Raw genomic sequence first — 24,411 nt, 5'->3', positions numbered from 1 at the left:
CCAATCGAGCTATTTAACAAAAATTTCACACCGTTTTGCCCAGAAATTACATTTTTTATTATTCTAACTTTCTGATTATTCTGGAAAAACCCTTACAAGGTAAAAGGTGAAACGTTTACCTTGTTGAGCCGTATTAACACATAAATTGAATGTAATTACAATGTTATAATAAAATTTTTTTGTATGAAAAAGGCGCGAAAAGAGCTCGCGCCTGATTTGCCGCTAGCTACAGCGAATGCGGGCTACAGCAGATTTCCAGCCGTCGTAAGCGCTATCACGCTCTGCTTTAGTGAGTCGGGGAGTAAAGGTGGTTTCGCACTGCCACTTCTGGGAAAGCGTATTCACAGAGTCATAAATACCGGCTTGCAGGCCCGCCAGATAAGCGGCTCCGAGTGCTGTGGTTTCGGTTACCACGGGCCGTTCTACTTCCGCGCCAAGAATATCGGAGAGAAATCCCATCACCCAGTCATTCTTCGCCATGCCGCCGTCCACTCTCAGGGTCATGGGTCGGGCACCATCACTTTCCATTGCTTTTTGAAGATCTTTGGTCTGATAGCATACGGACTGCAGACCGGCAGCCACAATTTCGCTGATCCCGGTGTCACGAGTCAGTCCTAGGATCGCACCACGGGCGTCGGGATCCCAGTACGGGGCACCCAGACCAGTAAAGGCCGGGACCAGAAAGACACCGTTATCGCGCCTTGCACGCTGTGCAAGTGCTTCCGACTCTGCAGCGTTATCAATGAGCTTCAGACCGTCGCGTAGCCACTGAATAGTCGCCCCCGCCATAAAGATACTGCCTTCCAGCGCGTACGTCGTTTTACCGTCAAGGCGGTAACCAACGGTAGTTAATAACCGGTTTTCTGACATTAGCGGCTCATCACCGGTGTTTAGAATCATAAAGCAACCCGTTCCATAGGTGCTTTTCGCCATGCCTTTCTCAAAACACGCTTGCCCTATTAATGCGGCCTGTTGATCGCCAGCGACGCCCTGTATTGGCAGCGACCGGCCCAGGATGGATTCGTCAATTACGCCAAATTCAGCGGCACAGTCCAATACCTCCGGCAGCATAGACTGAGGAATGTTAAACGTTTCCAGAAGCTTGTTATCCCACTGCTGCTGGTGGATATCGAACAGCATCGTGCGTGAAGCATTCGTGGCGTCGGTGACATGAGACTTGCCGCCATTTAACCGCCAAATCAGATAGGTGTCGACGGTACCGAAAAGCAGCTCGCCGGCCTCGGCTTTGTCACGTGCCCCTTCAACATTGTCGAGGATCCAGTTGATTTTTGTGGCAGAAAAATACGGGTCCAGCAAGAGGCCGGTCGTGTGCGTAATGTAGTTAAGCAGGGCTTCATCTTCAGATAATTCGCGGCAAAGTGGCGCGGTACGCCTGTCCTGCCAGACGATGGCCGGGTATATATGTTCACCGGTGTTCTTATCCCATACCAGCGTCGTTTCGCGCTGATTGGTGATGCCTACCGAGGCGATATCATTGACTGTAAGCGGGCACTTATCAAAAACCTTGGTAAGGCTGTCGGTGACGCTTTCCCAGATAGCGTCGGGATCATGCTCAACCCAGCCATCGTGGGGATAGGATTGGGGAAATTCTTTTTGTGCAATAGCGACAATGTCGCCAGCGGCAGAGAAGATAATAGCGCGGGAACTGGTGGTTCCCTGATCAATAGCGAGAATGTGCTGACTCACAACTGGGCTCCAAAATCGATTTTTCAGCAGTGTGCCCGATTTACAGCCGATTAACAATATTCGGTTTTCGAAAACGAAAATTTCAGGTTCGTTTTATGACTGATATTGTTCATATTATGTCGTATACTGCCGTGACGTCTGCCGCAGTGCAGTAAAACATTCACCTCTTATAGATGCCATTTGCACAAGGGGGGCAGAAGTGTGGTGCGGTATTCAGCCCGACACGACGACTTGTCTTCACTGCGCCAGAAGAGAGTAATAGTAACGAATTTGAGAAGAAGCACCGGCGGAATCATGAACCAGACACAAAGACACGACAAAATAGTGACTCTGATCACGCAACGCGGATTTATGTCTATAGATGAGTTGGTCGAGCAGTGTGCGGTGACCCCGCAAACTATCCGCCGGGACTTGAATCAGCTGGCGGAATCTGGCGTGCTGAGCCGCTATCACGGCGGCGCTGGCATCAATAAGAGCTGGGAAAATACCCCCTACCAGGAACGTAAAAATCATAACCGGCATATCAAGGAAAAAATCGCTGATGCGGTGGCCGCTATGATCCCTGACGGCGCGTCATTGTTTATAAATATCGGTACCACTACCGAAATGATAGCGACCAAATTGCTGAATCATAAGAACCTTCATGTTGTGACTAACAACATTCATGTGGCCACGATCCTGTCCGCAAAAGAAGATTTCACCGTCATCATCGCAGCAGGAGAAGTGCGCTACCGGGATGGCGGCATTATTGGTGAGGCAACCTGCGATTTTATCAGTCAGTTTCGCATGGACTACGGCATTATAGGGATAAGTGGTATTAGCGCAGATGGTGCGCTACTTGACTTTGATTTCCGTGAAGTCAAAGTGTCTCAGGCTATTTTAAAGCATACCCGCAAAGCGATACTGGCCGCCGACTACAGTAAATTCGAACGCCACGCGATGGTTGAACAGGGACACCTCTCTCAGGTTGACTGCATGGTCTGTGATAAAACGCCGCCGCCGGCCATCAGGAAAATCATCGACGATAACAACATTACCTTCGTTAAAGCCTGATATCGTTAGCCGTTTTTTGAAAAGCAGCTGGTGTTATATTTCGCGTCCTTTCCCTTTCGGTAATGTATAAATCCTGACGACTACAGACGACTTCGCACCTTTCTGGAGCCTGTATATCCTTGTTCACGGCATAAGCACTGAACAAAAATATACAGGCTCAATTGCTTCAAAATACAGTAGCGCGAGTAATGAATACGCTTTGCATTGCAGAACACCGGCTAAAGCCCGGGATGTTGTCATTTTTCTGCCATGATGACTTGCTACAAAACATGGAGACGGCGTATGATCATAAATGTTCGTTTATTTTCGTTTTTGTTGACATGTTTTCATATTGGCGTATAACTAGTCAGCAATATCCACGGGTGGAGCCGAGTCTATGAGTTCAGTATCGACGCAAACAACACAAATTGATGTTCTGGTTATTGGTGGGGGCATCAATGGCGTAGGTATCGCGGCGGACGCCGCCGGACGCGGACTGAATGTCACCTTGTGTGAAAAGGGCGATTTAGGCGGCGCAACGTCGTCTGCCTCCAGCAAATTAATCCACGGCGGTCTTCGTTATCTGGAACATTACGAGTTTCGTTTAGTAAAAGAGGCGCTGGCTGAGCGCGAAGTTCTGCTGGCAAAAGCACCGCATATTATGTGGCCGCTGCGGTTCAGGCTGCCGCACCAGTCTCATCTGCGGCCAGCGTGGATGATTCGGGCCGGGCTGTTCCTGTATGATTCACTGGCGAAACGGCAGGTACTGCCACGCTCGCGAAAAGTGAAACCAGAGCCCGGCGCCCCGTTGAAAAAAGACATTACCACGTGTTTTGAATATTCCGACGGCTGGGTAGACGATGCACGGCTGGTCATTCTCAACGCGATGGCGGCGCGGGATCAGGGCGCGACAATTTTACCCAGAACAGAGTGCGTCAAAGCCGAGAAGCAGGGCGCATACTGGCTGGCAACACTGCGTAATGCAGACGGCACGGTTTCACACATCAGGACGCGCAGTATTGTAAATGCTGCAGGCCCCTGGGCGGTATCGCTTATAGAACGTATGGCTGAAACGCCGAATCCAGGCGCAATGCGGCTGGTAAAAGGCAGCCACATTATTGTGCCCAGGTTATATGACACACAGGAAGCGTATATTCTGCAAAACGAAGACAAGCGGATTGTGTTTGCTATCCCCTATGAAAATGACTTTACGCTTATCGGCACAACCGATGAAGATTATCAGGGCGATCCGGGGTCAGTGACCATATCGGACGACGAAAAAGCGTACTTAGTAAACATCATTAATACGTACTTTACTAAAACCATTACTCAACAGGATATCGTGCACACGTACAGCGGAGTCAGACCTTTGCTGGAAGAGGCGAATGCGTCGGCACAGGAGCTTACCCGGGATTACAAAGTTGCAATGACTGGCGATAGTCAGTCTCCGGTACTGGTGAACATATTTGGTGGCAAGATTACTACTTACAGGAAACTGGCTGAGCAGGCGGTGAATACGCTGGCAACGCATTTTCCTAAAGCGGGTAAAGCCTGGACGAAAACCGTGCCGTTACCCGGCGGCTCCTTTAGCAGTCAGTACACCCTGACTGCGGAGCTGGCTTATCAATACCCATGGCTGCCGGAGTCTCTGATTGCCCGGTATGTGCGTCAGTATGGCTTGCTGTGTAAACGTTTTCTTTCTGACAAAACGTCTATTCAGGATATGGGAATCGACTTTGGGAATAATCTGTATCAGGCTGAAATTGATTACCTGTATGAGAGTGAATGGGCACACAGCGCAGAGGATATTCTGTGGCGACGCACCAAACAGGGACTGAGACTCAGTCAGGCGCAGGTTGCAAGAGTTGCGGGGTACATGGTGGGAAAGTGCTCTGAGGATAATAGCTATCCTCAGGCGAAAGCCGGATAGCGATCATCGCCGGGTTACTGACCTATTACCATTTGCGGAAAAGCCTCTTTACTCAATTGCGCTGATACGTGCAGAATGCGGTGCGCGCCCATATTTTGCGGTCCGCTGAGTAAATCACCGTCATGCGACAACACCCCACGAGTCAATCAGGAAGGCGAACACACGAGCAATGGAACAGGAAATCATACTTATCAGGCACGGAAGGCCTGCATCTGCCACCAATGATATTATGGGGGCGCGGGATTTTGCCCGCTGGGTGAAACGTTACAATCACTCCCTGCTGGACCCGGCCAGTCGTCCACGAACACACTATGACCTCAGCTCTCACTATGTGGTTACCAGTAGTCTGAAGCGGGCAAAACTGTCGGCGAGAGCGTATGGTGTTGCCCGGATTGATGAGCAAAATCCGCTGCTAAACGAAATGGACATTCCTTACTACCGGTTAAGCGGAAAGCTTAAAGCCTGGCATTGGGTGGTGTTCAATCGCGCGTTGTGGATGGCAGGGTGTCGTGGGAAGTTTGAAAGTTTTCGGGACGCGAAACAACGTGCAAAGGCCGCTGCACTCTGGCTGGAAAAGACGGCCAGCAATAAGCACAGCGTTGCTGCATTCGGTCACGGTATAAGTAATCGCTATATCCGTATCGCGCTGGAACAGCGGGGCTGGTTTGTGCACGAGAAAGACAATGCGTACTGGGGAGTCAATCGCCTGACGCGGCAAGTCGCTTCTCCCTCTTAATACCGAGCCGAACAACTCAATAGTCGCCTCAACTTTCAGAGCAGGTGACTAAGCAAAACTTTTTTAGCAGGCATAGCGGGTTAAGTCGAAAGGCCATAGAGGCCGTCTGGTGTCTTGCTGTAAGCTCGCAGGGCGAGTTCTGAAGCTTGCATTTGCGGCGTAAGGCTTCCTTGCAGGAACGATTGTCATTCCCTTCGCTCTGTATATTGCGAGCGCATAGTTCAGGACTCGCTGACTGACAATCGACTTGTTCGCATCTGCCTTTAGTCTACTGGCACTTTACATAAAACTCTGTTGTAATTGTGGAAATAATAAAAGACAACATTACCTACTATGCGGATTGGTTGGCGTGCCTACCTTAAACAAAAGTGGAGATCGGCGTCGGCGCACTTGTCGATAGGTGTTGCTGTTGGCACCGAGACCGTCACGTTCAGCGCTCTGAAAAAAGAGCAGGACACACTTATTGTCACCACAGAAGAAACGGTCGCTTACAAAGACTGGGGCAAGCATTTCAGCACCTGGGTTGAGCGCCATAGCTTGTCAGGCACTCCCGCATACGTGGCATTTTCTCTGGATTGGTACAACCTTCTCCAAATCGACCGTCCTGCGGTTGAAGACAGCGAAATGCAAAACGCCCTCTCATACTCAGTCAAAGAACTGGTTGGCACCGATGCTCCTTTGGTATTCGACTATACCGATTTGGCAGTACCGCTTGCCGGGAACAAAAAGGTCAACGTGTTTGCTATTCCGCATGATGCCGTGGGCATTGTGTGCCGAAATATGCTGGAGGCCGGTGTTACGCTAGAACAAATTAGCGTGGCCGAACTTGCTACCTGTGAATTACTGCCTTATTCGGATGAGCCAATGATGATGGTGGTGCAGGAGCCGGGGGAGGAAGTGTCTGTGAACATCATCAAGGATGGCAACCTTTACGTAAGTCGCCGGCTTAAAGGGTTCGAAAATCTGGGCAGTTTTTCTGAAGATGAGTTGCAGATGGGTCTGATTGATTCGTTGAGTGTGCAAATTCAGCGCTCTATGGATTACTTCGAAAGTCAGCTGCGTCAGGCTCCGGTCCGAAAAGTCAGGCTACGTTTGGATACCACACATACCGCTATTGTTGCACAGCAGATTAATCAGGTTGTACCTGCCGATGTTGCCGCTATTAATACGCAGGTAACGGCAACAGAGCCCCTGGCGGTTTCACGGCTGAATATGTCAGCCTTGGGAATGGCGCTGGTGCCGGTGCGACAAACCCAGATCCCTTCTGAAACGGATGAGCAGGCAGCCTGATGAAGCATCGTATTAATCTTTATCAGGCCTCATTTCAACCGCGACTGGATTTGTTGTCACTGAGCAGCGTTGCTGCGGCAATTGGTGGCCTGCTGGCAGTCATGCTGGTTACCTGGGCGATTATGACAGCAGTTGCATCTTCTACCGAAGAAGAGCTGGCGGCGCTGACTGCCGAAAACCAGCATTTGCAAAATGACGTCAATGCGATGCAGGCAGTGCTTGCTGAACGTGAGCCCGATCCGGTGCTGACAGCAAAAGTAAACGCGCTGAAAAATACCCTGAGTAAGCAGGACAGACTGCTTGAGGAACTGGCCAGCCGCGAAGTGATACGAAATACCGGCTTTGCCCAACTGATGACTGACCTTGCCGCGCAAAGCCGTGCTGATATCTGGCTGCAGTCAGTGGCGGTGTCTGAATCAATGATGTTGTTGCAGGGGCAGGTATCGCAACCAGAAGCCATGCCACAGTGGCTGACACGACTGGCGCAAACTCCGTCCTTTTCTGGCCGTACTTTCGATTCTGCCAGTGTGATGAGAGAAGAAGACGCGTTATTGTTTACCCTTGAAGCGCAACGTCAGGAAGAAGACGAACAGTCACAGGGGGGCAGACCATGAGTCAACCTACTGCCGCTGAAAAATTTGCGGCAATGTCTGTTCGTGAAAAAAGCCTGGTGCTGGCAGCCGGCGTGGTGGTGGTTTTCATGCTGGGGCTAACTTTTTTACTTGAGCCCGCCCTTAAAGCCATAACCAGTGCCGAGCAGGCGGTGCAGATTGAACAAGACCGAAACGAGTCGCTGGTACAGCAGCAGGCCGCGTTCACACAGGCGCTGAATGAAGATCCTGATCTTGAACTCAAGCGACAGCTGGAAAACCTGACTCGTCAGTATGAACAGCTTCAGAAAACGTTTGCTGCTGAGCTTGGGGAGTTGGTGTTGCCTCAACAGATGCCGGGACTCATAGAGGGTGTGTTCTCCCGTGCCAGCGGATTAGAACTTATTGAAATGCGTTCACTCACGCCGAAGAATATTTTTGCCGATAAGCCAGAGATGGAAGGTGTTGCCGTTTATCAGCATGGTCTGTCTCTGACTTTCCGTGGGCGTTACTTTGATGTACGCGACTTTCTGGCATCTCTGGAGAAGTTGACCTCACAACTTTATTGGCGTTCAATGGCTTACAATGTTGAAGAATACCCGGATGCGCGGGTGACCATTGAAGTGTATACCTTAAGCACAGAAAAGGCGTTTATTGGTGTTGAATAAAGGCATGATTTGGGTTGCAACATCAGCAATGCTGTTTGTGACTGGAGTTGCAGCGCAGCAGGAGCGTGATCCTACACGCCCCGGAAAGCTGGCCGGCTCTGCGGTATCCGAAGGCGTTTCAGCACCTGTTGCCAGCCGGTTTACGCTCAATGCCATTTTTTACTCATCTGACCGCAGTCAGGCGATAGTCAATAAACAAGTGGTGACGGTCGGTAGCCGTCTGTCGAATGCCATGGTGTCTGAAATCGGACCTGACTCAGTGGTAATGCTAATAGAAGAACAGGGAGAAACGCGGGAAACTATTCTGCGTCTTGCTCCTCACGCGTCAGTGAAACGCGATGCCTCAGAGGATTTTTAAGATGGGCTATACAGGCAGATGTCTGGTTGCACTTGCTGCAGTATTAAGCATGGCGGGCTGCCAGTCGACGTCATCTTCCGACACCACTCAACGTTCCGCCGTTGAGCAGGACTTAAGTGAACAGCGTGATGCACAACAGCGACAAGAGCTGCGTAACGCCGATGGCGCACTCAAAGACATGCCGCAGGCGGTCACCGCAGCGCTTGCCGCGCCGGTGCAGTCCGGCGTAGGTGCTGACTTATTCGGTCCGCAGAAGTTCGATGTGAATGCACAGAACGTGGATGTCAGATCCTTTTTTACCGGTCTTGTTCATGACACGCCCTACAGTGCGGCTATTCATCCTGAGGTGACAGGTGATATCAGCCTCAACCTGAAACAGGTTACGATGGAGCAAATTATGTCGCTGGTCAGCGAGCTCTATGGTTACGATATCGCCCGGTCTGACACTATCTATCGCGTTCGCCCTGCAACCATGCGAACAGAGACTTTCCCGGTCAATTATCTGCTGATGAAGCGGGATGGCTCTACCCAAACCAGTATTATTTCCGGTGGTGTGTCACAAAAAGACAATAACAACGGTTACGCTGGCAACAGTCCGTTTAATAACTTCAGTGGCAACTCGCAAAACAGCAATAATCTGGGAAACCAGATGAACAACAATGCTAACGGCACCAGTATTACCACCCGAACTGAAACCAATTTCTGGGACGATTTACAGGAAAGCCTTGAGGCCATGATTGGCAGCGAAAACGGGCGTGCTGTGTTTGTTACGCCACAGGCGGGGTTAGTTACGGTGCGTGCTATGCCTTCTGAAATTCAGGAGATAAAGCATTTCCTGAATGTGTCAGAAACCAATCTGCAAAAACAGGTAATTCTGGAAGCGCGTATTCTCGAAGTGATATTGAATGACGATTACCAGCAAGGCATTAACTGGAACGACATTGTGGCGACCGGCAGTACCGAGTTTTCGTTATCCACCACTGCCGCTACGCTGGGGAATAACATTACGTCGACCCTTGGCGGTATTACCACGCTTTCATTCTTAAACGAAGATTTCTCCGGCATGCTGTCACTGCTGTCTACACAAGGCAATGTACAGGTACTGTCCAGCCCCCGCGTTACGGCAATCAATAATCAAAAAGCGGTGATTAAGGTTGGAGATGACGAGTACTTTGTTACCGAAGTGTCCAGTCAGAATACGATTACCTCAACGACTACGTCGGTGGTGCCGAATATCGAACTTACGCCGTTCTTTTCCGGCATAGCACTGGATGTTACCCCTCAAATTGATGATAACGGCAGCGTGCTTTTGCACGTTCACCCTTCGGTTATTGAAACCCAGGAACAGCAAAAAGTGGTGACGCTGAATCAGGAGCAAATTGTTCTGCCTCTGGCCCAAAGCACTATTCGTGAATCTGACACCATTATTCGCGCCGCGTCCGGTGAAATTGTGGTGATTGGCGGACTGATGCAGACCACCGTAGGTGATACCGTTTCTAAAACACCTCTGCTCGGAGATATTCCGGTGCTGGGTCAGTTGTTCACCAATAAGCGACAACAGGAGACCAAAAAAGAGTTGATCATTCTGTTAAAACCCACAATTGTCGGCGCTGGTACCTGGAGTAAACAAATGGAACAGAGCCGCGCGACAATGGCTGACTGGTTGTATGTAGAGTAACTATGTACCTGTATCACTTCGGCATTAATGAGCTGCCTTTTACGCTGACACCGAACACCAGCTATTTCTTTGGGCTGCCCAGTCATAACGAAGCGTTACAGGTGCTGCTGACAGCACTGAAAACTGGCGAAGGGTTTATTAAAGTTACGGGCGAGGTTGGCACCGGCAAAACATTGATATGCCGGAAACTGCTAAATGAGATCCCCGACCATTTTGAAGCTGCTTACATTCCTAATCCGATGCTGTCTCCCGACGAGCTTCGTCGCGCGGTGGCCAGTGAGCTTGGCGTTGAGTTAGGCGAAAACAGTGATCAACAGGCGTTTACCCAAAAAATACAGCAACGGCTGATAGAGATTCATCAGCAGCAGAAAAGCGCAGTGCTGATTATTGATGAGGCGCAGGCGTTGCCTACTCAAAGTATTGAGGCGTTGCGTCTGATGACGAATCTGGAAACCGAGTCCCGCAAGTTGTTGCAGGTGGTGCTATTCGGACAACCCGAGCTTGATGAAAAACTGGCACTCGATGAACTCAGGCAGTTGAAACAGCGCATTACGTTCAGCTACACCCTGAAGCTTATGGATGCAGACCAGGTGTTTCAGTACGTTCGTCACAGAATGGCGGTTGCCGGATATCGTGGAAATGAATTGTTTTCACCGGCGTTGTGTAAGTTGTTGTACGACGCCAGCCGGGGAACGCCCAGAATTGTAAATGTACTTTGCCACAAGTCACTCATGCTGGCGTTTGGAGAGGGGAAAACCGCGGTGGAGCGAAGTCACGTTATTGACGCCATTAATGATACCGAGGCAGCCGATAAACCGGCATCGCGACCTTTGCCATACCTCGCCTTAGCGGGGGCCGTTACCCTGTGCGTGGCAGCTGCCGCTGTTGCGTTCTGGCGCTGGGGAGTCATGGCATGAGTGTGGTGAATAAAATGCTTAAAGATCTGGAAGCCCGTGAAGGCGATGAGAAAACCCACGCCAACTACCAGCCGCCAGTGAAGAAGTCGCCGCGATTACGGATATGGTTTTATGGCCTGGTCATCGCCGCGGTTGTGGTTATTGCTTTTGCTTTACTGACAATGCCTGAGAAATCATCCGAACCGGAACCGGTAGCTGTGACTACGCCGGTAACGGAATCCGAAAGTGCACAGGCTGATACTTCACCAGCAGGCGATACTTCAGCAATGGCTGAAAAGCCCGCTGCACAGCCGGTGACAAAAAAACCGGAGAAAAAGAAAGGCTCGCTTCTCACCCGCCCTATCAATGAAATTGTGGCTGAAGCCAGAGGCGATAAACCAGCCGCCACAGAAACCCCAGAGCAGTCTGCGCCGGAAGGCAGCATGCGCGTGGTAGCCGAGCCGGTGGCCGACACGCAGAACGTCAGTGCCGAAGACGAGACGGCGGTGACGCGGTTTGAGCTCACAACAACCGAAACCGCAGATAAGCCCTTACAAAACTTACGCGAGCGCATCCGCCTTGCGCTGGCTAAGCCACAGAAAGGCGAAGCCATCACGCTGATGCAGGAACTCATTGACGCCGAACCTGAAAATGTCGCGGTTCGTAAAAAGCTGGCGGCCATTCTGTTTGCCGAAGGTCAGGTGAGTAGCGCCAGAGACACGCTTATCAAAACACTCAGTATGGTGCCTGCAGATCACAGCGTACGGCTGATGCTGGCACGTCTTTACGTGCAGCAGGGGCAGGCTGATGCTGCGGCAACGGTACTTGGCGAGGCTGACAGCTATCGCCCGCTCTCCACCGAATTGCTGGCATTTCGTGCCGCAGCGGCGCAGGAGCGAGCTGACTACCCCGCAGCACTTTCTGACTATCATCAGCTTGCAGCCATGTCACCGGAGCAGGCGAGGTGGTGGCTGGGTGTAGCAACCAGCGCCGACAAACTGGGTCAGCAGGATGTCGCCAAAAGGGCGTACCAGCAGGCACTGTCGCTAGGTCAGCTGGGCAGCGATATACAGCAGTTTATGTCACAGCGGGTGAACGTTTTGTCCGGAGGCGTGAATGAATAAGCCGCGTATCCGCCTCGGCGATTTGCTGGTACAAAATAACCTCATCACTGAAGATCAGTTGATGGAAGCGTTAGCGGAACAAAAGCGCACTGGCAGAAAGCTGGGCGCTACCCTGACATCGTTGGAAATGGTGTCAGAACATCAGTTGCTGGAATTGCTCTCTACCCACCTCAATGTGCCACTGATAAACCTTGAGGATTATCGGGTAAACCAGAATGCGGTTAAATTGTTACCCGAGATACAGGCGCGTCGATACCGGGCATTGGTAATTGATGATAAAGGCGATACGTTGCTGGTGGCGATGACCGATCCTGCCGACCTTAACGCCGTTGATACCTTAACGGAATTGCTTCCTAAACCGATAGAGCTGGCAGTTGTCAGTGAGCAGCAATTATTCTCTGCCTATGACAGTTACTATCGCAAAACCGAAGAAATCGCTTCCTTTGCGCAGGAGCTGGCCGAAGAGTACGACACCGAAGATGAGTTCAACCTGTCAGCCGGGATCGGAGACGAGCAGGAAACGGCAGTTGCCCGGTTATTGCAGTCGATTTTTGAAGATGCCGTGTTAGCCAAAGCGTCGGATATTCACATTGAACCGGATGAAAATCAGCTTCGAATTCGCCAGCGGGTAGATGGTGTGCTGCAGGAGAACGTGATCCCGGAAAAAAACATTGCGTCGGCGCTGGTATTGCGTCTGAAACTGATGGCGGGACTGGATATATCGGAAAAGCGGCTGCCGCAGGATGGCCGTACGCAGGTGGTTATCAAAGGCCACCGCGTAGACGTGCGTCTATCCACTATGCCGGTGCAATCCGGCGAGTCGGTAGTGATGCGTTTGCTGGACCAGTCTGCCGGACTGCTGACACTGGATCAGACCGGTATGCCGGGGCCAATTCTCAAACGTTTCCGGACGCTGTTAAAACGCCCTCACGGTATGATCCTGGTAACCGGGCCCACAGGCTCAGGGAAAACCACAACCCTGTACGGTGCCCTGAGTGAGCTTAACCGGGCAGAATCAAAAATTATCACCGTGGAAGATCCGGTGGAATACCGGCTGCCGCGAATCAATCAGGTACAGGTGAATCAGAAAATTGACCTGTCATTTTCACAAATTCTTCGCACAACATTGCGCCAGGACCCCGACATTATCATGGTGGGGGAGATGCGTGACCAGGAAACTGTAGAGATCGGTTTGCGTGGTGCGCTTACCGGTCACCTTGTGCTTTCCACACTGCACACCAATGATGCGGTTTCCAGTGCAATCCGTCTGCTCGATATGGGCGCGCCGGGCTATCTGGTTGCCAGCTCACTGCGTGGCATTGTTGCCCAGCGTCTGGTGCGACGAAACTGTGACAACTGTGCCCAGCCTTACACGCCGAATCAGGAAGAGGCATTTTGGTTATCTAACATCGATGCATCGTCAGAAAACGTGACTTTTAAAAAGGGCGAAGGTTGCCAGAAGTGCAATCAAACGGGTTACCGGGGCCGAATCGGGGTGTTTGAGCTGCTGGAAATGACCGATGCGATGATGAATGCACTGAAAGTTGCCGATACCGTAGCCTTTGCCGATGCGGCGACCAAAAGTAAGCATTACCGCCCGCTCTCCTATGCCGCGCTGACCTACGCCAAAATGGGGATCACCTCGGTCGATGAAGTGCTGAGGCTGGTTGAGATGGTGGCGGAAGCGCCGGAAGAAGAGTCTGTGACGGACGAGCAGAATAATGGCTAAATTCAGCTTTACCGGCCGCGAAATCTCAGGCGAGCTCACTGAGGGCACCATTGATGCGACGGATGAACAAACTGCCGTTCGCATGCTACGGGCGCGCAATGTGACTCCCATCCGGTTGACGCTGAACGAGGACAAGACCGCCACCGGACCTGATATCAGCAACTGGTTTACGCCTAATGTCACGCTGGATGACTTAGTGATTTTTTGTCGCCAGATGTATTCTTTGACGCGAGCAGGGATCCCCATATTACGTGCTGTGAGCGGGCTGGCAGAATCCAGTAGTTCGCGACGTATGCGTGATGCACTGGAAGATGTGATTGCGCAGTTGGAGCGGGGGCGCGGTCTCTCATCGGCGCTTCACCGTCACCCTAAAATTTTTAATCAGCTGTTTGTCAGTGTGGTTCACGTTGGGGAAAATACCGGGCGGCTGGATGAAGCATTTCAGCAACTGGCGGAATACCTGGAGCGCGAGCAGGAAACCCGTAAGCAAATTAAAGCGGCAACCCGGTATCCCATTTTCGTGATAATTGCGATTGCCGTCGCGTTTGTCATTCTGAACATTTTCGTCATTCCCAAGTTCGCTGATATGTTTGCGAAGTTTAATGCCGAACTGCCTCTGATGACGCGTATTCTTATTGGCACATCAGATTTCATGCAGAATTACTGGTGGCTGCTGATTGGCCTGACCGGGCTGGCAGTGTATGGCACCATGCGTTATCTGGCGACAGAGCAGGGGCGATACCGGTGGGACAGAGCAAGGTTGCGCATGCCCATTGTTGGCAGCATCGTCAACCGCTCCTTATTGGGTCGCTACTGTCGCAGCTTTTCAATGATGTTGCGCTCCGGAGTGCCACTGACTACTGCATTAAACCTCACCGCGGATGCCGTCGATAATGCATATATGGGTGATAAAATAATCACCATGCGTAAGAGCATAGAAAAGGGCGAGAACCTCACGCGGGTCAGTGCCAACAGCGGATTGTTTACGCCGATGGTCATGCAGATGATCCGGGTGGGAGAAGAAACCGGCCGGGTTGAGGAGCTGCTGCAGGAAGTGTCTGATTTTTACGAGCGGGAAGTGGACTACGACCTTAAAGGGTTAACGGCAAAGATTGAGCCAATCCTGATTGTGGTGGTGGCCGTCATGGTTCTTATCCTTGCGCTGGGTATTTTCACGCCAATGTGGGATATGATGGGCGCGATAAAGGGCAATTAACGCGAGCGCCGCCTTCGCGCGAATACGGCAGGCTCGGATAACAAGAAGTCAGAGATGACCACAAAAAAAGACATTGCAGAAAGAAGCACGTTAAAGATTTTTATGAATATCGTTGTGGTGACGGTATTCGCGTTATTAATGGCTGGCGCCATTATTTATCTGAATGAGTCAGAGCCGGATTTTGATGGCATGCTGCTGGAGCAGTATGGCAGACAAATTGAAACCAGTGCGACCAACGCGCACTGGCAGTGGCAGGCGCAGGGGCGCCCGGAAATGATTATGCTCATTCACTACGACAATCAGGGAAAAGAAAAAGATCGTCGGCCAGTCAGAATGTCGCATATTGGTGTGCCATGGGTAGAAGCAAGCAGCGATGGCTGTGATAAGTTATGGAAAATGCTGCTAAATGTTCCCATGCAGGTTGATGGGTTCCGGGTCATCGGCGAATATTACCGGGGAGATTTGGAAAACAACGAGCCGGTTAATTCACGGTGTCGCTTCCGGTTAAGCCGCGGTCCACATTTTGATTATCACATCTACTCTGGCAAAGTAGATTTGCAGGGAACCAGATAGCAGAAGCCTGCGAGGGCGACAGCCTCTGTCAATTGCGCTAAACGTGTAGGAGAAAAGGGTGAGTACAAGAACAACACAACCTGTTTTCCGGAATGCTGTAAATCAGCACCGGGAGCGCGGATTTACGCTTATAGAGTTAGTCATTGTCGTGGTGCTGCTGGGGCTGCTGGCAGCCGTTGCCATTCCACGTTTTCTGGATGTGACAGAGGACGCTGAGGATGCCACCGTAGAAGGGGTTGCGGGTGGCTTTGCTACCGGGGTAGGCCTGGTTCGGGCGCAATGGGAGCTTGAGGGCAGACCAGAAGAAAACAGCGGCACTAACCAGACATTTGTGACCCTGGACGGCATACGTGTGGCCGTCGATCAGGATACCGGCTATCCTACCGGACAACTGAATAACGATGGCAACAGTGAAGATGACAATATGTCGGCACTGGATTGTGAGAGCATTTTTAATTTGATTATGCAAAGTGCCCCGACCATTACGTCAGATTTTTCGCTTCGACCCTTTGAAGGGATCCGTTACTATACTTCTGTAAGTAACGGCACCGGATCGGGAGGAAACGATCTTTGTTATTATTACCTGAGTCAGACGGTAAAAAATCTTACCGCTGCCCCGGTTGGTGATACTCAGGGTAATGGTTTTATTTACGACCCACGGATTGGCCAGGTCATTGTTTTTACAAGAAACAGAACGCAACAACAATAAACTAAAGTTTCATTTTAATACCGGACCGTTTAGCGGATACTTGGTATAGCTAACCAGAGGAATGATGTATGCAACAGCGTGGTTTTACGTTAATTGAATTAATTATCGTGATTGTAATTCTTGGGATCCTGGCCGTTACAGCCGCCCCGCGTTTTATTGATCTTCAGGGCGATGCGCGCGGCGCAACACTGCAGGGCGTGAAAGCGGCACTGCAGGGTGGCTCACAATTGGTTTATGCGAAGTCTGCGATAGCGGGTGAGCAAAAAATTGAGTTTGCTGGTACCGACGCTCCAGCGGTAAACATCAATGGGAGTAGTGTAGCGACTACTTACGGTTACCCTGATGCTGATTCAGTTGCTGATATTGATGGAATTGCACCGTGGGCTGACTTATCTGATGCGGAATGGACTTTAACTGCTGACACTCCTTCCGCTGGTAGCTTTGTGATTACACCTGAAGGTGTCACATACAACGCTACGGCTGGCAGTGAGTGTTTCGTTCGATACGATGAGGCCACTGGTGAGAATGCCGGCCCGACCATCACAGTCGAAGCAGCCGGCTGTTAATCAAACCTGACGACTATTGATGGCCAGGCAACGCATTCCTGGCCAGCGTCATTCGGTGAGCCGCGGCGCTGGCTTTACGCTGGTAGAGCTGATCGTTACGCTGGTATTAATTGCTGTGGTCGCTGTGACCGCAGCAAGTCGCTTCCAGGATGATACCGGCTACACCGAATTTACCCTTCAGCAGCGTCTTATTTCCGCCTTGCGCCAGATGCAGACGCGCGCCATGCAGGATACCCGTCCCGGGTTCTGCTATCGCCTGATCCTCAACACCGGCACCCCTGCCGCTTTCGGTCCATCGTCTGCCGACTATTCAGCCGGCAACGAAAATGCGACCTGTACCACTACTATCGATACGGCAGCGCCAGACTATTTACAGGCATCCAGTGCGCAGATTACAGCGAAAGGCGTAAGCTTCACTGCCACTGAAGGTTTCAACAGAACGGTCACCTACATTGGCTTTGATAATCTGGGCAACCCGCTGACCAACAACATCGTATTCAACCGCCCGCTTAACTGCCGGAACGTGGCTTGCCGAATGACCTTTACTGGTGAGGAGAGCGCTGCCGTGTGTGTTGAAAGAGAGGGCTATATCCATGCGTGCTGACCGAGGCTTCACGCTGATTGAGCTGGTGGTAGGCATGGTGGTCTTTAGTATCGTGATGCTCATTGTGGTGAACCTTATTTCAGCACAATCTGCCCGAAGTGTGGATCCGGTACTGCAATCACGTGCCTCAGAACTGGGTCAGTCGATCATTAATGAGGTGATGAGCAAAGCATTTGATGAGCAGTCAAGCCGGACCGGGAATGCGCTGCGCTGCAACGAGCTGACGCCGTGCACGACCAGCGGCAATTTGGGGCCTGATAATGCCGAAGTGCGGGGTACCTATAATGACGTTGATGATTATCATGGTTTGATTGCCGGTGGTGAAACCATTCAAAGCAGCCTTGGACAAAATATTGTCTCTGAGGATGGTGCCATGTATCAGGGCTTTCGCGTAGCGATACAGGTTTTCTATGACGATAACCTGGACGGCGTAAATGATGACATTGCAGGTACCACTACCGTTGTGGGAAATGTAAAGTTGCTGCGGGTAACGGTGACTACGCCACTGGATGAAGATATCGTGTTTACTGCGCACCGGTGGAATTTCTGATCATGACTAAAGCACGCGGATTCACGCTGGTCGAACTGATTACCGTCATTGTGATCCTCGGCGTGGTGGGTATTGGTATCGCCAGCTTTGTCAGAGGCACCATGCAGATTTATCTGGACGTGAACACCCGCGAAGCGTTGCTGACAGAGTCACGGTTCGCTATCGAGCGAATGACACGTGAGTTACGCCGGGCTGTACCTAACAGTATCCGGATCCGGGGCGATTCGACTCAGCACTGTATTGAATTTGTGCCTTCACAGTTTTCTACAATTTATACTGAGCTGCCCGTGCAGCCTTCAACCGAGACTACTGTCAGCCTGGTATTCCCGTATGATATTGATGGCAATGTCTTTGATATCGATAGTACCGATTTCGCGATTGTGTACCCGCGGCGCAGCGAAGATGTTTATGACCTTTCGCGCAATAAGCGCAAAATAATAACAAGCTGCAGCGATGATGGTGACGGTGACTGCAGCACGCGTGATGACAGCGACGATATTATTCAGATAGAAGTAGATGATGCCTTTGCGGAACGCTCACCTGCCTCACGGTTGTATTTCGCTGATGGCTCTGTCAGTTTCTGTGTTCTCAGTGGCGTGCTGGTTCGGTTTGAGAATGATATCGAGATAAGTCAGGCCGTGGGTTCACTCGCGACAGCGCGACTGGCGACGGATGTGGTGAACGTTCTCTCATCAAATCCGGTCGTCGCGCCGCAGCAGGACGATCCGTTTACGTACTTTGCCGCTACACTCCAACGTAACGCCGTGGTGCAGTTGCGACTTCGCTTTGCCCGTGATGGCGAGCAGGTCGAGTGGCATCAGGAGGTGCATATTGCCAATGTCCCCTGACCATTCACATTCACAACGTGGCAGTATGCTGGTAATGGCGCTGTTTGTCATGATCGTAATATCCCTGCTGGGACTGACGCTGGTATCGGTTATTTCCTCGACGTCTCAGTCTGTGGTCTACGACGTGTTGGGAACCCGCGCACTGTCCGCAGCACAAAGTGGCATGCAACAAACTGCTGCTGCGGCCTTCCCCCTGAACTCCGGACCGGTCCCCTGCAATACAACCATTAACAGCCCGGCAGGCTATAGTAATATTGATGGGCTCGAAAACTGCAGTTACACGGCTCGCTGCAGTACGACGTCGATACAAAAAGACGGAGTTGCACATTATTTTTATCGTTTTGAAAGCACGGGTCTGTGTCAGGCCGGTGATGTTTGGGTAAGCCGCTCGGTGTCGATGGACGCCCTGCAGGAGCAATAATGAAGTACTGGCTGGCATTACTACTCTCTGTTTTCGCGTTTCCGGTTTTGGCTGCGCAGTGCACTGCCGTTTTTGCTGATGCCGCCGGGTCTTACTCTTCTTCATCAAGCATTCGGTTCCAGCCTGGTGCCAGCCTCTGGAATACCGATGGCATTATCGATTTCGCCAGCAAAACGGATAATGCCGGTGTAAACACCAGTTGCGCCACGTCATCTTGTCAGCTTTCCGGAATACCTTCCGCGGGCGTTACCCTGCCTGCGTTTCAAGCCGCTAATTCGACCCAGGATGTACTGGTGAAGCAAAGTCAGTTGAATACACTGACGCCGGGCGATTACGACGAAGTAAGACTGGAAGGTTTTGCGCAGCTGGAAACCCAGGGCACAGGCATTTACCGAATTCGCAGGCTGCAAATTGGCAGTCAGTCGCAGGTGAGATTAGCGGGGGGCGTGTACTGGATTGATGAGCTGACAACCGATAATTACGTCACCTTTGCGCCGGTTCTGGGCGAAAAAGTAACGATTTTTGTCAATCGTATCCAGACCTCCACGCAGACCCAGTTTAACACTCTGACGGCTGAACCATCGGATATGAGTATTTTTAGCTATGGCGATGTGAACATTAGCCAGAGCAACGTGGTTTATGCGTTCATCTACTCTGCCGGCACGTTATCAATGGGTAACAGCGCGATACTTTACGGTGCCGTCAACGCGGCCAGCGTGGTCATGAATGACAACGCACAGATCCACTATCGCCCAGCCAGTATTGTGAACATCGCGGCTGAAAATTTGTGTAGCGTCCCTGTTGTCCTGCCGGAGCCGATTGGGCGGTGGCCAATGAATGTCTGCGCGCTGTCAGGCAGTAATACGTCAGTGCCGGATGTGATTGCAGGGAATAATGGTGCAGCCATCGAAGGCCCCAGCAGCCTTGATAATGGCCGGTTATGTCAGGCGGCATACTTCCGGGGCGTCGGTGACATCATTTCCATCCCGCATTCGTCGTCATACTTACTGGCGTCCGGAACAGTGTCGTTTTGGGTAAATACAGATAATTTCTCCTATTACAATCGCGCCAGTGCCGGCGGGATGGGCGTGTTTTCCAAAGACTCATATGGTCTGGACAACGGCGGGCACCTGACTATTTGGGTAACGGAGTCCGGCGGAGTGCGGGTGTTGCATCAAAACACCCAGACCAGTGCTCAAATCAATACCGGACCGGTTCTGACCGAAGGCCAATGGCATCACATTGCCTACTCGTTCGGCACCGGAGGAATGAAACTCTTTGTCGACGGCGTGCTTCAGGGAGCCAACAGCAGTTTTACCGACGGACTCGTGAATAATGCGGAACCCATGGTGCTGGGAGGAAATGCGTGGCTGACGGGTGACGGTACTTCTGGAAGTGATGAGCTTGTTGATCTGTATCAGGGCAGCGTTGACGATTTAAGAATTTATGCCTCCGCACTTTCTGAAGAGCAAATTAATCTGATTACCGGTGAGACAGCGAGCACCTGCACAAGTTGTACGACCAATCCGACGCTGTTGTCACACTGGAAAATGGACGTTTGCAGCGTAAACGGCACGCCGGATGAAATCGTGGATGCTATCAGTGGTTATAACGGTACGTCGGTGAATGGGGTTTCTGCGCTGCGCAATGCCAGATTTTGCCAGGGAATGACACTGCAGGGAGAAGGCCAGCATCTGGTAGTGGATCACCGCAACGCAATGGCGTTGTCCGAGGGCACACTTTCGCTTTGGTTTAAAGCGTCTGATTTGCAGCATTCATTCCGCGCCTATCGCGGCGCCATGGGAGTCTTCTCTAAAGATGCGGAAAACAGCAACGGCAGATTTGACGGCGTGGGCGATTTCAGCTTCTTTATTCAGGACGATGGTAGCCTGTTGTTCACCCAGAAAAACAGCAATAACGCCCTCACACTAATCAGTGATCCGGGCCTTGTCAGAGAACGGGAATGGCATCATGTGACCTATAGCTGGGACGCCCGGCAAGTGCTGATTCACTTTGATGGTGCCTATCTTGGTGGTGTCAGCGGAAATTTTGGATGGAGTGAGAACAGTGAGCCCATTGTGGTTGGTGCGAACGCAGAATATACCGCTACCGGCAGCGCAGCCTACAGCGACCTTACCGATTTTTTCAAAGGTGAAATCGATGATGTTCGGCTGTATTCGGATGCGCTGACCTCAGCTGATGTACAGGCGTTATTCACAGCCTCCGGGTACAGTTGTGTGCAATGTGAGGGTGGGGATCCAAAACTGTTGTATCGCTTCGAGGAGCCGGTTTGGGAGAACGCCGGTGATGTCATTGATAGCAGTGGCAATGAACAGCGTGGCAGTGCCCTTGGGAGGGCTTCACCACAACTCCCCGCTAATGACATTTCCTGCCGGGTGGTTGATATTCCTTCTAATTCGTCGGCAAACGAGATCGATGCGGTAGAGACTCATCTCAATATCAATGATGTCGGTGAGCGCGGTACGGTGTCGTTCTGGTATAAGAGTAATGCAAGCTGGCAGGGCGGTGGTCAGCGTCAGTTATTTGATGCCTCAAAAATACAGAACCCGTCCTCCCCGGATGGTCAGTACGATAAGTTCTTCTTCATGTCACTGAACAATAGCGGTCAGCTTACCTTTGGGATGGAAGACAATTATGACTATGACCTGCTGGCGGCTACAGATCCTCTGGATTATGGTGCCGGTGAGTGGGTGCATATTGCGATCAGCTGGGATCTGGCAGGTGAAGATGTCGATTTATATATTAATGGCGCAAGGGTATATATGCAGGGGCAAGTGACCCTCATATCCAGTACGTTTGGTCAGCTTGGCTCTTTGCATCTTGGCGATAACGCCACTTCTTATCTGGTTAATGGCAGTGTGCCTGACTCCGCAAATGGCCAGTTTGATGATTTGCGAGTTTACGATTACGAACTCACGCGGGAAGAAATTCGTGAAGACATTGCCGACGTGCTGGACTGTAATGTCGTGCATCATTATGAAATTACCCATCCGTCCCAGGCATTGACCTGTGATTCAGCGGAAGTGTCTCTGCGCGCCTGCGCGGATGCGGCGTGCACGCAGCTGGTAGGCGACACCACGACGGTAGCCTTGTCTGCCGGGAACTGGTCGCCATCACAGGTCATAAGCTTCCGCGGCGAAACGCAGCTGTCACTGGTTCAGCGCAATACCGGGATTCATCAGTTAGCAGTGACAGGTCAGGATGCAGGCTCGTTGCCGGTCGCTGCTACCGAGTGTACTCAGGGCTGTGAAATTTCCTTTGTCGATGCCGGTTTTACTTTTTTTGACGCTGGCTCTTCCGACGACAGCACGACATTGCCGGATATTATCGCTCAGGATAACTTAGACCGGATAGGCCTGCGCGCGGTCAAAGATAACGCCGGCGTGTGCGAAGCGCTGGTGAGCGGCGAACAAGACATAACACTGTCGTTTGATTGTGTGCAGACCGGCGCTGATTATTCTCCCAACCAATGTCAGGTGCCATTTGCGGGAATTGCGATAAGTGGTGATGGCTTGGGTGTGAACAGTGGCACGCTGTCGCTTACCTTTGATGAGCAGGGGCGCACGACATTTGACGGACTGCAATACAGCGACGCAGGCCGGCTTTCCTTAAGAGCGCAAGCAACGATTGATGGTGCTTCGATAACGTCCGGGTCCACGACACTGGACAGTATTCCTGCTGAGCTGGTCCTTACCACCAGTGATACTGCCGTGTATCCCGCTGGAGAGGCGTTTTCGCTTACTATTCATGCCGTGGGAAGTCAGGGCGCACTGCTGCCAGGTTATTCTCCCGGCAACTTGCAGGCGAAATTTCAGAGACAGGTACCCAACGATAGTAATGCAGCAGACGGGCAGTGGATACTAGGCGATTCAGCACGTATCAGCAGCAGTACATCCGCCTCATTTGCAGACATGTCGGTGGGAGCCTTTACGGCAGGCGAGTATGAGTACGATAAAAGCTATGTCGAAGAAGTGGGTAGCTTTGAAGCCGATATACGCGACAGCCAGTATCTGGGAAACAACACCATTGATGCTGCTGCAACCACGCTGGGACGCTTTACGCCCGCCTATTTCGATGTAACCGCCTCTGCTGCGCCTGCGTTGGAAAATACCTGCGGGGTGTTTACCTACCTTGGTCAGGAGATGGCGTTTGAAGCGGGTCGCGAACCGGTTTACCAGATAGTGGCTTACAACGCCAAAGGCCAGGTCACGCGAAACTACGCAAATGCGCAATGGCGACTGAGCCGAAGTGCCAGTGACTACACCAGTGCCGTGAGTGTGGCTGATGAAAGCGCTTATTCGGGCGCGCTGACGATGTCCTCCGATGCGTCTTCCCTGCAGGTAACCGGGCAGGACGATTATGACGGTTCCGCCGAAATGACGGTAAGTGGTCTGGGGCTGACATACACTAAAATTCCGGCAGTAAACGGGACATCAGGAATGGGATCACCGTTTTCAGCCCAAGCTGCGCTTGATGTTGATGCCAGTTTCTTTACCGACAGCGATGGTATCTGTTTTCAAAGCGATTTCCCCGGAGCTTGTGAGAGCATGACTATCACCGGCATATCCGGCGCAACTCAGCGATATGGACGGCTGCGGCTGGAGAATACCTTCGGGCCTGAAACTGAACCATTACGGGTTATTGCTGTGACTGAGTATTTTGACAGTGGCAGCTGGCAGCGCAACCTCGATGACAATTGTACGGTGCTGGATATTCAGGAGTCGGCGAATGAAATCGTACTGGCTGACGCATCATCGGGGGCCCAGGAAGCGGATATTACCGGCCTTCTCAGCGACGTTGAGGCAAAAGGCACTTTTCAGCAGGGGATTTCGGATAGCAGCGATTTGCTCGTCGGCCCACCACTGGACGCTCAGGGGCAGGGAGTGCGCGGCGTGGTCATGCTGTCGCTGGCACCGGACTCGGGCGCAGCCTGGGCAGAGTATCTGAACATTGACTGGAACCTCGATGGGGTTATTGACGATAACGATACGCCGCAGGCCAGCGTCGCATTTGGCCTTTATCGTGGAAATGATCGCACTTTGAACTGGCGGGAACGGTTCTAGCACGAGGACTTGCAGAGCAGGCTGAGGTTGAGATAGCGCCAGGTTAGTTGTATTCACATCGAATGGCGCTGGTAAAGAAAGATAAAATAGTAACCACTCCGC

The 24,411-nt window shown here is 51.6% G+C and carries 21 protein-coding genes; 20 read left to right on the top strand and 1 reads right to left on the bottom strand.

What is annotated here, in order from left to right:
* Positions 1–222: 222 nt before the first annotated feature.
* On the bottom strand, positions 223–1,707 hold the full coding sequence (gene glpK, locus JKP77_RS01060; protein WP_218309345.1) for a glycerol kinase GlpK: 1,485 nt from the start codon (positions 1,705–1,707) through the stop codon (positions 223–225).
* Positions 1,708–2,001: 294 nt separating this feature from the next.
* Between glpK and JKP77_RS01055 the strand changes: the two genes are divergently transcribed.
* From JKP77_RS01055 to JKP77_RS00960, 20 genes are all read left to right on the top strand, one after another.
* Complete coding sequence (locus tag JKP77_RS01055) at positions 2,002–2,760, top strand: DeoR/GlpR family transcriptional regulator (protein ID WP_218309344.1); 759 nt, start codon at positions 2,002–2,004, stop codon at positions 2,758–2,760.
* A gap of 376 nt (positions 2,761–3,136) precedes the next feature.
* Positions 3,137–4,669 carry a glycerol-3-phosphate dehydrogenase gene (glpD, locus tag JKP77_RS01050; protein WP_218309343.1) on the top strand — a complete coding sequence of 511 codons (1,533 nt, stop codon included), beginning with the start codon at positions 3,137–3,139 and terminating at the stop codon, positions 4,667–4,669.
* 169 nt (positions 4,670–4,838) lie between these two features.
* Positions 4,839–5,405 (top strand): phosphoglycerate mutase family protein, encoded by a 567-nt coding sequence (locus JKP77_RS01045; protein ID WP_218309342.1) that lies wholly within the window; start codon positions 4,839–4,841, stop codon positions 5,403–5,405.
* Between the two features lie 333 nt (positions 5,406–5,738).
* A complete protein-coding gene (locus JKP77_RS01040; RefSeq protein WP_218309341.1) occupies positions 5,739–6,695 on the top strand; it encodes a type IV pilus biogenesis protein PilM in 957 nt (318 codons plus the stop codon).
* Positions 6,695–7,309 (top strand): hypothetical protein, encoded by a 615-nt coding sequence (locus JKP77_RS01035; protein WP_218309340.1) that lies wholly within the window; start codon positions 6,695–6,697, stop codon positions 7,307–7,309. The genes JKP77_RS01040 and JKP77_RS01035 overlap by 1 nt, the downstream gene beginning before the upstream one ends.
* A complete protein-coding gene (gene pilO, locus JKP77_RS01030) occupies positions 7,306–7,953 on the top strand; it encodes a type 4a pilus biogenesis protein PilO (protein ID WP_218309339.1) in 648 nt (215 codons plus the stop codon). Before JKP77_RS01035 ends, pilO begins: the two co-directional genes overlap by 4 nt.
* The gene (locus tag JKP77_RS01025) at positions 7,943–8,311 is read left to right on the top strand and encodes a hypothetical protein (RefSeq protein WP_218309338.1); all 369 of its coding nucleotides are present in this window, start codon (positions 7,943–7,945) and stop codon (positions 8,309–8,311) included. Before pilO ends, JKP77_RS01025 begins: the two co-directional genes overlap by 11 nt.
* A gap of 1 nt (position 8,312) precedes the next feature.
* On the top strand, positions 8,313–9,989 hold the full coding sequence (gene mshL, locus JKP77_RS01020) for a pilus (MSHA type) biogenesis protein MshL (protein WP_246601014.1): 1,677 nt from the start codon (positions 8,313–8,315) through the stop codon (positions 9,987–9,989).
* A 2-nt stretch (positions 9,990–9,991) separates the two neighbouring features.
* On the top strand, positions 9,992–10,906 hold the full coding sequence (locus JKP77_RS01015; RefSeq protein ID WP_218309337.1) for an ExeA family protein: 915 nt from the start codon (positions 9,992–9,994) through the stop codon (positions 10,904–10,906).
* The gene (locus tag JKP77_RS01010; RefSeq protein ID WP_218309336.1) at positions 10,903–12,009 is read left to right on the top strand and encodes a tetratricopeptide repeat protein; all 1,107 of its coding nucleotides are present in this window, start codon (positions 10,903–10,905) and stop codon (positions 12,007–12,009) included. Before JKP77_RS01015 ends, JKP77_RS01010 begins: the two co-directional genes overlap by 4 nt.
* Positions 12,002–13,738 carry a GspE/PulE family protein gene (locus JKP77_RS01005; protein ID WP_218309335.1) on the top strand — a complete coding sequence of 579 codons (1,737 nt, stop codon included), beginning with the start codon at positions 12,002–12,004 and terminating at the stop codon, positions 13,736–13,738. The genes JKP77_RS01010 and JKP77_RS01005 overlap by 8 nt, the downstream gene beginning before the upstream one ends.
* The gene (locus JKP77_RS01000; RefSeq protein WP_218309334.1) at positions 13,731–14,954 is read left to right on the top strand and encodes a type II secretion system F family protein; all 1,224 of its coding nucleotides are present in this window, start codon (positions 13,731–13,733) and stop codon (positions 14,952–14,954) included. The genes JKP77_RS01005 and JKP77_RS01000 overlap by 8 nt, the downstream gene beginning before the upstream one ends.
* 54 nt (positions 14,955–15,008) lie before the next feature.
* Complete coding sequence (locus tag JKP77_RS00995; RefSeq protein WP_218309333.1) at positions 15,009–15,527, top strand: hypothetical protein; 519 nt, start codon at positions 15,009–15,011, stop codon at positions 15,525–15,527.
* A 58-nt stretch (positions 15,528–15,585) separates the two neighbouring features.
* Positions 15,586–16,236 carry a prepilin-type N-terminal cleavage/methylation domain-containing protein gene (locus JKP77_RS00990; protein ID WP_218309332.1) on the top strand — a complete coding sequence of 217 codons (651 nt, stop codon included), beginning with the start codon at positions 15,586–15,588 and terminating at the stop codon, positions 16,234–16,236.
* Between the two features lie 68 nt (positions 16,237–16,304).
* On the top strand, positions 16,305–16,802 hold the full coding sequence (locus JKP77_RS22485) for a prepilin-type N-terminal cleavage/methylation domain-containing protein (RefSeq protein WP_218309331.1): 498 nt from the start codon (positions 16,305–16,307) through the stop codon (positions 16,800–16,802).
* Between the two features lie 19 nt (positions 16,803–16,821).
* Complete coding sequence (locus tag JKP77_RS00980; RefSeq protein WP_218309330.1) at positions 16,822–17,406, top strand: type II secretion system protein; 585 nt, start codon at positions 16,822–16,824, stop codon at positions 17,404–17,406.
* Positions 17,396–17,956 carry a type IV pilus modification PilV family protein gene (locus JKP77_RS00975; RefSeq protein WP_218309329.1) on the top strand — a complete coding sequence of 187 codons (561 nt, stop codon included), beginning with the start codon at positions 17,396–17,398 and terminating at the stop codon, positions 17,954–17,956. Before JKP77_RS00980 ends, JKP77_RS00975 begins: the two co-directional genes overlap by 11 nt.
* A gap of 2 nt (positions 17,957–17,958) precedes the next feature.
* Positions 17,959–18,804: a PulJ/GspJ family protein gene (locus JKP77_RS00970; protein WP_218309328.1), complete on the top strand. Its 846-nt coding sequence runs from the start codon at positions 17,959–17,961 to the stop codon at positions 18,802–18,804.
* Positions 18,788–19,225, top strand: coding sequence for a pilus assembly PilX family protein (locus JKP77_RS00965; protein ID WP_218309327.1), 438 nt, complete (start codon positions 18,788–18,790; stop codon positions 19,223–19,225). The genes JKP77_RS00970 and JKP77_RS00965 overlap by 17 nt, the downstream gene beginning before the upstream one ends.
* Positions 19,225–24,309, top strand: a complete 5,085-nt coding sequence (locus tag JKP77_RS00960) for a LamG domain-containing protein (RefSeq protein WP_218309326.1) — start codon at positions 19,225–19,227, stop codon at positions 24,307–24,309. Before JKP77_RS00965 ends, JKP77_RS00960 begins: the two co-directional genes overlap by 1 nt.
* The last annotated feature ends 102 nt before the right edge of the window (positions 24,310–24,411 follow it).

Source organism: Alteromonas antoniana (genome assembly GCF_019249295.1).
Classification (GTDB): Bacteria; Pseudomonadota; Gammaproteobacteria; order Enterobacterales; family Alteromonadaceae; genus Alteromonas; species Alteromonas antoniana.
Note: the sequence above shows the minus strand (reverse complement) of the source record. Positions and strands in the feature narration are given on the sequence as shown.

Coding starts and splice junctions, on each gene's coding strand:
- JKP77_RS01055 (WP_218309344.1), top strand. CDS start 2,002: ATGAACCAGACACAAAGACACGACAAAATAGTGACTCTGATCACGCAA.
- glpD (WP_218309343.1), top strand. CDS start 3,137: ATGAGTTCAGTATCGACGCAAACAACACAAATTGATGTTCTGGTTATT.
- JKP77_RS01045 (WP_218309342.1), top strand. CDS start 4,839: ATGGAACAGGAAATCATACTTATCAGGCACGGAAGGCCTGCATCTGCC.
- JKP77_RS01040 (WP_218309341.1), top strand. CDS start 5,739: ATGCGGATTGGTTGGCGTGCCTACCTTAAACAAAAGTGGAGATCGGCG.
- JKP77_RS01035 (WP_218309340.1), top strand. CDS start 6,695: ATGAAGCATCGTATTAATCTTTATCAGGCCTCATTTCAACCGCGACTG.
- pilO (WP_218309339.1), top strand. CDS start 7,306: ATGAGTCAACCTACTGCCGCTGAAAAATTTGCGGCAATGTCTGTTCGT.
- mshL (WP_246601014.1), top strand. CDS start 8,313: ATGGGCTATACAGGCAGATGTCTGGTTGCACTTGCTGCAGTATTAAGC.
- JKP77_RS01015 (WP_218309337.1), top strand. CDS start 9,992: ATGTACCTGTATCACTTCGGCATTAATGAGCTGCCTTTTACGCTGACA.
- JKP77_RS01010 (WP_218309336.1), top strand. CDS start 10,903: ATGAGTGTGGTGAATAAAATGCTTAAAGATCTGGAAGCCCGTGAAGGC.
- JKP77_RS01005 (WP_218309335.1), top strand. CDS start 12,002: ATGAATAAGCCGCGTATCCGCCTCGGCGATTTGCTGGTACAAAATAAC.
- JKP77_RS01000 (WP_218309334.1), top strand. CDS start 13,731: ATGGCTAAATTCAGCTTTACCGGCCGCGAAATCTCAGGCGAGCTCACT.
- JKP77_RS00995 (WP_218309333.1), top strand. CDS start 15,009: ATGACCACAAAAAAAGACATTGCAGAAAGAAGCACGTTAAAGATTTTT.
- JKP77_RS22485 (WP_218309331.1), top strand. CDS start 16,305: ATGCAACAGCGTGGTTTTACGTTAATTGAATTAATTATCGTGATTGTA.
- JKP77_RS00980 (WP_218309330.1), top strand. CDS start 16,822: ATGGCCAGGCAACGCATTCCTGGCCAGCGTCATTCGGTGAGCCGCGGC.
- JKP77_RS00975 (WP_218309329.1), top strand. CDS start 17,396: ATGCGTGCTGACCGAGGCTTCACGCTGATTGAGCTGGTGGTAGGCATG.
- JKP77_RS00970 (WP_218309328.1), top strand. CDS start 17,959: ATGACTAAAGCACGCGGATTCACGCTGGTCGAACTGATTACCGTCATT.
- JKP77_RS00960 (WP_218309326.1), top strand. CDS start 19,225: ATGAAGTACTGGCTGGCATTACTACTCTCTGTTTTCGCGTTTCCGGTT.